Raw genomic sequence first — 10,008 nt, forward strand, 5'->3', positions numbered from 1 at the left:
TCTGTATACGACAGCCGGGGCTCCACAGCATATTGCAAGCTTCGTTTTTCCTTGTTACCCGCTCACGGCTTGACACAATCTTATGGGGTTTGAAAGCCCCGGCCGACCGCATACAGGTCAACGTTGTTGCGACACGAAGTCGCTCTATATAATTGTTTTACAAGGCAATGGCCTTGATAAAACCTATTGTTCTTCCAATAGTATCCTACCGGGACAACGGATGTATGGCTTGCCCTGTAAAATAATATTTTCACAGGGTGAACCATTATCGGTTGAAGCTCCCGGGATAAGTGTACCAATCGTTCGGATTTCGTATCCCATGGGCGTGGCAGAAAACCGCAAGGCGGACTGTCATCGGGGTCTTAGACCGATTAAGGGCATGGATGCGTGAGCATGGCCAAAACATTTGAACATTCCGTAACTGTCGTAAAGGCGTAAGAGCGAAAACTAAGACTGATACGCTCCCTACCAAAATGGTAAGCTGACAGGTTATGAGCGTTTAACGCAGCTCATACGAAGACGTTGATCAGCCGGCAGACAGGATGGGACAAGTGTCGTGTCATGTATAAAATGTCGTATAAGTTGAAACTGATTTTTGCTTTTTTCAAAATGAGAAAAAGCGCGCATAGCCATAGCTACGTAAGCTTTTTATCATGAAGAAAAAACGAAAATCAGTGATGCTTGGTACGATATTTTATGCTTGACACGACACTCCACTCACATATGCTGTTATTAGAGCGGAACGTGGAAGCCCGGCGCTCTCTCCCATACGTTTCGGGTAAACGAAAGGGATAAAACCATAACCGTAAGGCATTGGGAAACGAGCTTGCGAGTTCATGAACACCTTAATTGTTAATTATGTTCGTGAATAAACGTCGGACAGAGAGGTTGAAACAAGCGAAGGCCGGTTTGTAACGAGTCGGATAGTGGTTGAGCCAACGGCAACATCACCACAGGGCGAAAGTCCGCTGACCTTCAACTGGTGCTTTATGGCAAGAAACTTTACAGAACCTGCAAATGAAAGAAAGCAAAATGAACGAGGATGCAAATCTATCGTGTGCACTTCCACGCCACACGGATAACTGGGCGACCATTCTATGGCGCAAAGTCATCCAGTCGGTGAGCAGGCTGCAAAGACGCATTGCCAAGGCTGTTAAGGAGAAGCGTTGGGGCAAAGCAAGGGCCCTGATACATATTCTCTCGAAATCATTCTTTGCTAAACTGCTGGCTGTGCTCAAGGTAACCACCAATAAAGGTGCGAAAACCCCGGGCGTAGACAATACGTTATGGATTAATCCTGGCGAAAAACTACATGCAGCCAAATCTCTTACTATTAGAGGGTATCGTCCCAAGCCACTGCGCAGAATTTACATTCCTAAAAAGAACGGAAAGAAACGACCACTCAGCATCCCCACCATGCACGACAGAGCGATGCAAACACTCTTCAAAATCGCTCTTGACCCTCTGGCCGAAACATTGGCCGACCGTAATTCCTACGGCTTTAGAATGCGGCGCTCGTGCAACGATGCGATTGCTCAATGCTTCCTGGCTCTTTGCAGGAAAAACTCTGCACAATGGATATTCGAGGCAGACATTAAAGCGTGTTTCGATAACATCCGCCACGATTGGATATTAAAAAATATTCCAATCAACAAAACCATTCTTCATAAATGGCTAAAGGCAGGGTACATCGAGAAAAAACGCTTATTCCCTACAGAAAAAGGTACTCCACAGGGAGGAACCATTTCTCCTCTGATCATGAACATGGTGCTTGACGGGTTAGAGAAAGTACTCGACAGCCACTTCCCAAGACGGAAAGGCCATAGGGTCAACTTCATCCGGTATGCCGATGATTTTGTGATTACTGCGGCCAGCAAAGAAATCATTACCGAAGAGATCATTCCTTTGGTTAAGGATTTCCTGCTGGAAAGAGGGCTTCAGCTCTCTCCGGAAAAATCCAAAGTCACCCATATTAACGATGGTTTTGACTTTCTCTCTCAATATGTCCGTAAATACAAGGGCAAACTGGTCATCAGACCGTCCAGATCGGCTGTAAAATCCTTCAGGGACAAAATTAAAAAAATGATCAGGGATTACCGCGGAATTCCGGCACATGCACTGATACGTATTCTCAACCCCGTTATTCGGGGCTGGTCGAACTATCACAAGGGCATTTGTGCCAGGAGGACGTTCGCTAAAGTAGGGTCTTTTATTTGGGAACAGCTAAAACGATGGGCAAAATACCAACACGGAAACAAAAACCGTTGGTGGATATTTCATCGTTACTTCCGGGATTTACATTTTTCCGACAAGTGCATAACTAAAAACGGTATTGCCGTTCACAGGCTATATCGCATTAAGTATGTACCCATCCGGTATCATGTAAAAATCAAGGGAGAGGCCAACCCATTTCTGCCCGAGTATGACAAATACTTCTCTGACAGAACAAAAAGAAGGGAAATATTAGCCAAAGAAACGAGCTTGCGAGTTCATGAACACCTTAAACTATTAAACCCTTCGTGAATAATGCAGGCAAATTACTACTTTTATTGTCAACGATAATAAAAATAGTAATAACAGCCGGGTCTCCCCTCGCCGGGAAGGCCTTAAAAGTGCCTGAGCCGTGTGCCGGGAATTGAAAATCATGCATGCCTTTAAAATTAATCATGAATGCATAAACTGGCACGCACGGTTCTTAGGGGGCGTAAGCTACCCGGTTGGTTCAGCTTAAAGAAAAAACCATTTCTTATTGTTTCCTAATTAAGAAACTTGTATCTTCGTATAAAAAGATGAATGATTAAGAAATTTAAAATTGAGCTACTTGGCGAAGCAATTGATTTCGTTGAATCACTTGATGATAAAACGAGAGAAAAAATCCTTTACAACGCAAGAAAAGTACAAATAGTAAACGACCCGGAATTATTTAAGAAACTAAATGATTTGATTTGGGAATTAAGAACTAAATACAAGAAAAATCAATACAGGCTTCTTGCCTTTTGGGATAAAACGGAAAATGAAGAAACGTTAGTTTTGGCAACCCATGGATTTGTTAAGAAAACGCAGAAAACCCCAAAAGGAGAAATAAAAAAAGCGGAAGAAATACGGAAAGAATACTTTGAACAAAAAAATAAAGGGTTATGAAAAGCGAGAGATTAAGAAAGAAAAGTCTTGACGAAATGATTGATAAACATATCGGCGAAATTGGAACTGAGAAACGAGATAATTTTGAAGAAGAACTTCGTCTTGATATTTTGGGTCAAACCATAAGAAGAATTCGAGAAGACAAACATTTGACACAAGCTCAACTTGGAGAAATGATTGGTGTAAAGAAAGCCCAAATTTCTAAAATTGAAAATAATCTAACAGACGCACGATTTGAAACAATCTTAAAGGTATTCAGAGCATTGAATGCAAAAATCAGTTTTAACGTAGAATTGATGAATCAGAACATCCAATTTGAACAATAAAAGCCGAAACCACAACAATCTGTATACGCCAGCCGGGGCTCCACAGCATATTGCAAGCTTCGTTTTTCCTTGTTACCCGCTCACGGTTTGAAACAATCGTAGCGGGTTTGATAGCCCCGGCCGACTGCATACAGTTTAACGTTAGCCATCATGCAAAAAGACAAGAACGCAGATACATTTTTACAAAAAAGATAAATACAGACTACATGAAACTGAAAAACTTAATTTTATTCGGATTACTATTTTCAATTGGATTACTAAATGCTCAAACTGATTTCAGGCCAGGTTACATAATAAAAAATACTGGTGATACTTTAAACGGAGATATAGATTATCGCGGCGATTTATTGATGAGTAGACTTTGCAAGTTCAGAGATAAGGAGAATATTATTAAAGATTATTCACCAAATGATATTATCGCATTCAGATTTATCGATGGTAAGTATTATGTTTCAAGAGAAATAAATGATAGGAGAGTATTTCTCGAATACCTGATTAAAGGGAAAGTAAATATTTACTACATGAGAGATGAAAACGGAGACCATTATTATCTTGATAAAGAGGATGTAAAATTGACAGAAATTCCATATGAAGAAGGGATTAAATACATTGATGATAAACAAGTATTCTATGAATCAAAAAAACATATTGGATTACTAAATTACTTTATGCAAGATGCTCCTGAATTTCAATCTAGAATACAATCTTTAAAAAAACCAGAGCATCAAACCCTGATTAAATTAGCTGAAGATTACCATAATGCTGTTTGTGAAGGATAACAGTGTATTATTTATGAAAAATCATTTCCTCTAATTAGAATTTTGCCAGAATTAGTAGTAGGCGTTATCAAGTATTCAAATGTTGAAGATTTGAATGATAAATTTTATATGCATACTGGTATAATTGGTCATGTATGGATGCCAAGGACAAGTGAGAAAATGTATTTTCGAACAGGAGTACTTTTCTCGCAACTTGACTTTGATGGAGAGAAAAAAAACTATTTTAAAATACCTTGCCAATTAGAATATATTTTCCCTAAAGGATTCCTTAGACCAAGAGTTGCATACGGATTGAATTTTTATATGCCGAGTCATCGAACAGTTTCTTTCGATATTGGAGCAAACATAAAATTATCTGAAACATTCTTTTTAAGCGCAACTTCAGATATTGAATTTAATCCTACAATGATGATTGTGCCTAAAAGCATGCTTTCGTATTCATTGAAACTGGGATTATTTCTAAATATTAAATAATGCACGAATGGCTAATCGAGTAGATGGCCGGTGAGCCATTAGCCCACCGGAGCACCTCTCACATTCACCCTGTGAAATCAACTTATTTCACAGGGTAAACCGTGCGTACAGGTCTCGTATACGGCGGTTCTTTAAACCATGGGAAACAGTTGATTCATTTCCGTAGTTTTGGAAATCGTTTTGAACATTGTAGCCAAAGGGATGTATCCCCGCTTCATTAGACGCGCTTTGGTGATGGTGGTTCCCAATATGGGGCTCTGGGCAATAGCCCAACCTCCCATCCGACTGCAGCTCCATGCATAGGCATCACGCGGGGGAACACCTAAACGGATCAGGTTTTTCCGTTTCCGTTCAAGTTTTTTTATTCACAAGTGTTTATTTTTTTGGTGTTCATGATTTCCGCTTCGCTCCAATTCAGTGATGCCAGATACAATACCTCAATCGGTTGCGCAACCAGCCGTCCAGTTCCGTCAATTTCTGTTTGATGTTGGCATACTTGAAGGCATTTAGCCATCCCCGCTGAACTTCATTCAGCTTCTTTATGCGCTCATCAAAACTCATTGGCGTGGTCTTACGGGTGATTTCCTTCAGTTTTGCTTTTAGCGTTTTCCATCTTTTACGGTTCACAACTAATTGGTATTTGCCTTTGACCCCTTTTTGATAAACCGGGACAAAGCCATAACCTAAAATCTGAAAATGAACAGGACGACGTATGCCACTCTTCTCCCTGTTTATGGGAAGTTTCAGCTTGTCCCGAAGATAGATGTAAATCCGGTTGCCTGCTTGTTTAGCTTCGAGGCATCACCCTCGCGCATAAGGGACTTAAACTCTCTGGATAAAAAATACTCCCCCACTCTATGGCTCCTCGAAAAAGATTTGTATTTTTATTCTTTTTCAAGAACTTCGAGTGTGGGTGCGCTGCTGCTCATGCAGGGCACACACAAAGCTATGATACGCCAGCCATGGCATCCACAGCATATTGAGGGTTTTGTATTACCCTCTCCCATTGATCTGGGCTAACATAACAGGTGATACTATTGAAATGTCCGGATGACTATAGTCAGGTTGCAGCAACAATTAGAACATCAACACAGAGAAATGAACAAAATACTAAAAACAATACTATTTATTTCATTAGAGCTACTAATCAGCTGTTCTGAGAATAATGACAACAAACCTGATGTTCTAGATTGTGTTAATCCAGAATTCTTTAGCGAATATAGTTCCAGAAATTTCAATATGGGTTTCAGCACTTGGGGATACGCACCAACTAAAGAATCCATTAACAACACTTATCAGTTTATCGAACAAAATTCTGATATATATTCTGAACATATAGACAATAAAATTCCATGGAATTCCTGGATAAACGACCTCCCATTGCCGGTTGAATTTACTGATGAGATTGACTCAAGAATATCACGAAAAATACCTAATATCAATTTAGCACTTTCTGTTAGTTTGCTAAATTCTGACAGAAGTGACCTTGCAAATGATTACAACGGAAGGATGCCTGACTATAATGGTTTAAATGATTTGAAAATTGAAGATGCATATTTTAAACATATTAATTATTTAACTAATCGTTTTGAGCCAGATTATTTAATTATCGCAATTGAAGTAAATGAATTAAGAATTAAGTCTCCATCAAAATGGAGTGAATACAAACTCCTGATGCATAATGTTAAGTCACGAATTCAGCAGGAATATCCGTCACTTAAGATTTCCGAGTCTCTTTCTCTTCATAATTTGTATCAACCTGAAGTGTTGGATTCGGAGGATTACATTGATGAAATAGTTGCGTATGCCAACAATATGGATTTTGTAGCCATTAGTTTTTATCCATTTTTCAAGGGGCAGCATTCGAAAAATGACTTTCAAAAAGCATTCGACTTTTTACACTCAAAAATTACCAAACCTATTGCATTCTCTGAAACAAGCCACTTATCAGAAGACCTGTCAATTAGCAGTTATGATTTGTTTATTGAAAGTAGCGAATGTGAACAAAACTTATATTTAGAAAACTTGCTTTCTAATGCTCAGGAACATAATTATGAATATGTGATTTGGTGGGCTCACCGAGACTTTTATGAACTTTGGTTAACATTTCCTGAAGAACTTAAAGACTTTGGGAAGTTGTGGAGAAATACAGGCTTAGTGGCAGATGATGGAGATAAAAAAAGGCGTATTCAACCTGGAAGTTAGTTTTTAACAAATAATATAGAGTAGATGGCCGGTGAACCATTAGCCCCCGGAGCACCTCTCATATTTACCCTGTGAAATCAACTTATTTCACAGGGTAAACCGTGCGTACAGGTTTTCCCGGTAAAGATCGGGACAGCCAGTACACGGCGGTTCTTTAAACCGTGGGGAAAAGTTGATTCACAAAAAATAAAAGCAAGGTGTTGAAAAGATAAGGACAAAGGTGTTACTGCCTTCTACCTATAATCTTCATCAGAAACAATTACTTAATTTGAAACCCGTTAGAAAAATTGAAAGCCTCCGGGGATTAATTTACAGAGGTTTTCATTTTAAACCAATATCAAAAAGTTCATCTATTTTTAGAGGAGTTCTTTTTAACCTCTTTCACCATCCGGGCAAATGATTTTTCACGCTTCCTTTTTTCATGAACTGAAGCAGTGAAATGCCAGGCTTCTTTTCGCAATTTCAGGTAGTTTTCATAAACTCCCGGGTCAATTTCGCCCCGCTCAACAGCTTCAATAATCGCACAACCTTCTTCATGTATGTGTTGACAATTATTAAAACGGCATTTTCCCACAAAGCGGGAAAAATCCATCACCTCATTAAGATATTCAGAATCGTCATTGGTAACCCCAAAAACTTTTATTCCGGGTGTATCAATAAGTATACCTCCCCCCTGCATCAATACCATTTCACGGCGGGTTGAGGTATGTCGTCCCTTCCCTGTTGAAGCACTGATGGTAGCAGTTTTGAACACCTCTTTCCTGCATAAGGCATTAATCAGGGTACTTTTCCCCACACCACTGGAACCCGCAAAAACGACTGTCTCTTCTGCTTGAATAAACGCACGTAATGCTTCAATACTATCGGACTCATGAATACTGGTGTAAAATACGGGCATCTTAGCTGAAAGATGCCTCAAAGCAGTTTCTACCACTTCCCTGTCATATTCTAAATCTGATTTGGTCAATACCAGGGCAGGCTGAATCCTCTCCCCTACCATCTGAAGCATGAAACGTTCAATTCTTCTGACATTGAAATTGTCATCCAAACTCTGGACAATAAAGGCCTTATCAACGTGAGCGGCAATAGCCTGTTTTTCAGAAACAGTTCCGCTCTTCAAGCGAAAAAGTGTTTTTTGTCGGGGCAACACATCCATAATCAACCCCTTGTTGGCATCAACTGGCTGAAACATCACCCAGTCACCGGTGCAGGGATATTCAGAAGAATCTCTTCCATAAAGCATATTGCCCGTAAGTTCACAGGAGAAAAATCCCTCCTCTGCCACCACTTCATAGCGGGTTTTATGTGAAACAGTAACACGGCCGTGTGGTAAATCGTTGAAATTGGAAGCCTCCTTTTCCCTGAGGAGGTTATCTGTCCAACCATAATATGATAAATTGCTCATAATGTTTAAATCTAAAAATTCCAGTCAGGACTGCATAAAATGCGCCCCAACCATACAATTGTAAATTAAATTGTGTCTGTCCATAAAGTACCATTTGCTGTGTTACGCTTGCCGCCAAAATACTCATTTACCATTAGTAAACTCCGCTTTTGGCGGCTTCGCAAGCCTTGCAACCGGTACTTTCTGAACAGACACAAATAGTGTAAAAATTTTTGCGAGTTTATAGACACGCACTAAATAAGAGTGTGGATATGAAAATAACTCCGACAAGAAAATGCCTGAGTATCAAAAGGAGATAACCTTAAACGCAAATGCTCAAGGTTATTTACTTCACCAAAGCCTTATTAGATTTAAACATACAAAGGATTTAGTTAATGCAACGATAAGGATAAAATTCAGAAACGTAAAAAAATCTTAATACACAAAATGCCTGACTTATTCAACAAAAATAAGCCCTGGGTTATCGCCTGTAATGCATCTCCCCCCGTCTGGTGATACCACAAAAGTATTTTCAATGCCCACCATACCTATACCTTCGATGCCCTTTTTAGGCTCCACGGCAAATACCATATTTTCTTCCAGGGGCTCTTTAAACTTTCTGGCTATTACCGGCAACTCGTCAACAGTTAATCCAATGCCATGGCCTAAAAATTTAACCCGACGGTTTCCATATCCCATAAAATTTTTCTGAAAATCAGCACTCAGCCCATCCATTACAGTATCATAAATTTCTTCGGGAACATTCCCGGGTTTAAGCAAACCGGCCACTCTGTTTTGAATATCAACACATTCTTTATGTGTTTGAATAACATCATCGGGCAAAGCCTTTCCAAACATATATGTCATTGTTTTATCGGAGTGGTAACCATTAAAACCCACGCCCATATCCACGAAAACAAGATCGCCTTTCCTTAATTTTCTTTCTCTGCTTCCTAAACCGGGAACGGCTGCATTCAGTCCGCGGTTACCCCCCGGGCCGTCAAAATTGGTAGGATAAAGCGAACTCTCGCCAAAACCCAGTTGTGCCACAACAATTTCGGTATCAATCCCGGCAAAACGTGCAGTTCCCTGATGCCCTTCCTTCACCATAACCTGATAAAGTTCCCCGGCGAGATCGGCTTCACTCATCCCTTCTCTTAGTATCTCAGGCACCTTTTCTTCCAGAACACGCTGATGAACAGCACCCGCTTGCTCCATATAACTAATTTCCAAATTACTTTTTACTGCACGGGTCTTTGCCAACTGAAAATCCAGCGGACGATATTCTTCGAACGGAAAATACTTCTGAAAACGTCTGTAAAAGGCTAAAGGAACAAATTCTGTCTCAAGGTAAACAGCTTTGGGCAGGTTCTGATAAACCCCGGCAGCATCCCGATAGCTCTCCATAGGTCTTATATCGGGGAATACCGATTCTTCAATTGTTCGTTCATAACTACGGCGAACCCATAAAGTGGAACTGTCATCTCTCCTGACAATTAGCATTCCATCAGGCATTGAACCAGTAAAATACAATAAGTTGATCTTACTAAAAATAACAGCCATTTCCCAATCCGGGTTCTGCTCATTCATTATTTCTTTGAAACGAAACAATCGGTGATTCAACTCTGATAGAGGTATTTGATCTTGCATCGATATCTGAATTTATGAAATTAAAAATGAGTGCGGTATAAAAAGCATA

General features: G+C 39.9%; 12 protein-coding genes. 8 read left to right on the top strand and 4 right to left on the bottom strand.

Translation table 11 applies throughout. The annotated features are described in order from the left end of the window. Window positions 1-183: 183 nt before the first annotated feature. A complete protein-coding gene (locus OQ5_RS23750) occupies window positions 184-321 on the bottom strand; it encodes a hypothetical protein (protein ID WP_218054486.1) in 138 nt (45 codons plus the stop codon). 696 nt (window positions 322-1,017) lie between these two features. On the opposite strand from OQ5_RS23750, the gene ltrA reads away from it, so the two are divergent. The 6 genes from ltrA to OQ5_RS24055 all read left to right on the top strand — a co-directional run bounded on the left by ltrA (window position 1,018) and on the right by OQ5_RS24055 (window position 5,023). Further along, window positions 1,018-2,523, top strand: coding sequence for a group II intron reverse transcriptase/maturase (ltrA, locus tag OQ5_RS0101830; protein ID WP_016775856.1), 1,506 nt, complete (start codon window positions 1,018-1,020; stop codon window positions 2,521-2,523). Window positions 2,524-2,793: 270 nt separating this feature from the next. Beyond that, window positions 2,794-3,141: a type II toxin-antitoxin system RelE/ParE family toxin gene (locus tag OQ5_RS0101840; RefSeq protein WP_016775858.1), complete on the top strand. Its 348-nt coding sequence runs from the start codon at window positions 2,794-2,796 to the stop codon at window positions 3,139-3,141. Beyond that, on the top strand, window positions 3,138-3,467 hold the full coding sequence (locus OQ5_RS0101845) for a helix-turn-helix domain-containing protein (RefSeq protein WP_016775859.1): 330 nt from the start codon (window positions 3,138-3,140) through the stop codon (window positions 3,465-3,467). The genes OQ5_RS0101840 and OQ5_RS0101845 overlap by 4 nt, the downstream gene beginning before the upstream one ends. A 206-nt stretch (window positions 3,468-3,673) precedes the next feature. After that, window positions 3,674-4,246, top strand: coding sequence for a hypothetical protein (locus OQ5_RS0101850; RefSeq protein ID WP_016775860.1), 573 nt, complete (start codon window positions 3,674-3,676; stop codon window positions 4,244-4,246). Between the two features lie 42 nt (window positions 4,247-4,288). Further along, on the top strand, window positions 4,289-4,720 hold the full coding sequence (locus tag OQ5_RS0101855; protein WP_016775861.1) for a hypothetical protein: 432 nt from the start codon (window positions 4,289-4,291) through the stop codon (window positions 4,718-4,720). 168 nt (window positions 4,721-4,888) lie between these two features. After that, on the top strand, window positions 4,889-5,023 hold the full coding sequence (locus OQ5_RS24055; RefSeq protein ID WP_255297338.1) for a hypothetical protein: 135 nt from the start codon (window positions 4,889-4,891) through the stop codon (window positions 5,021-5,023). A 111-nt stretch (window positions 5,024-5,134) separates the two neighbouring features. On the opposite strand, the gene OQ5_RS24060 is transcribed toward OQ5_RS24055, so the two are convergent. Next, entirely contained in the window at window positions 5,135-5,347 is a 213-nt protein-coding gene (locus tag OQ5_RS24060; protein WP_016775862.1) for a group II intron maturase-specific domain-containing protein, read from the bottom strand. Window positions 5,348-5,416: 69 nt separating this feature from the next. Here OQ5_RS24060 and OQ5_RS0101865 point away from each other — a divergent pair, with 69 nt between their 5' ends. Together OQ5_RS0101865 and OQ5_RS0101870 are read left to right on the top strand one after the other, a co-directional pair. Then, on the top strand, window positions 5,417-5,740 hold the full coding sequence (locus OQ5_RS0101865) for a hypothetical protein (RefSeq protein WP_016775863.1): 324 nt from the start codon (window positions 5,417-5,419) through the stop codon (window positions 5,738-5,740). A gap of 78 nt (window positions 5,741-5,818) precedes the next feature. Beyond that, window positions 5,819-6,925, top strand: a complete 1,107-nt coding sequence (locus OQ5_RS0101870) for a glycosyl hydrolase 53 family protein (RefSeq protein WP_176694047.1) — start codon at window positions 5,819-5,821, stop codon at window positions 6,923-6,925. A gap of 346 nt (window positions 6,926-7,271) precedes the next feature. Here OQ5_RS0101870 and rsgA read toward each other — a convergent pair whose 3' ends face one another. Together rsgA and OQ5_RS0101880 are read right to left on the bottom strand one after the other, a co-directional pair. Then, a complete protein-coding gene (gene rsgA, locus OQ5_RS0101875; protein WP_016775865.1) occupies window positions 7,272-8,330 on the bottom strand; it encodes a ribosome small subunit-dependent GTPase A in 1,059 nt (352 codons plus the stop codon). Window positions 8,331-8,765: 435 nt separating this feature from the next. After that, window positions 8,766-9,959: a M24 family metallopeptidase gene (locus tag OQ5_RS0101880; RefSeq protein ID WP_026055067.1), complete on the bottom strand. Its 1,194-nt coding sequence runs from the start codon at window positions 9,957-9,959 to the stop codon at window positions 8,766-8,768. Between the last annotated feature and the right edge of the window lie 49 nt (window positions 9,960-10,008).

Source organism: Anaerophaga thermohalophila str. Valhall (assembly GCF_000250735.1).
GTDB classification, from domain to species: Bacteria; Bacteroidota; Bacteroidia; order Bacteroidales; family Marinilabiliaceae; genus Anaerophaga; species Anaerophaga thermohalophila_A.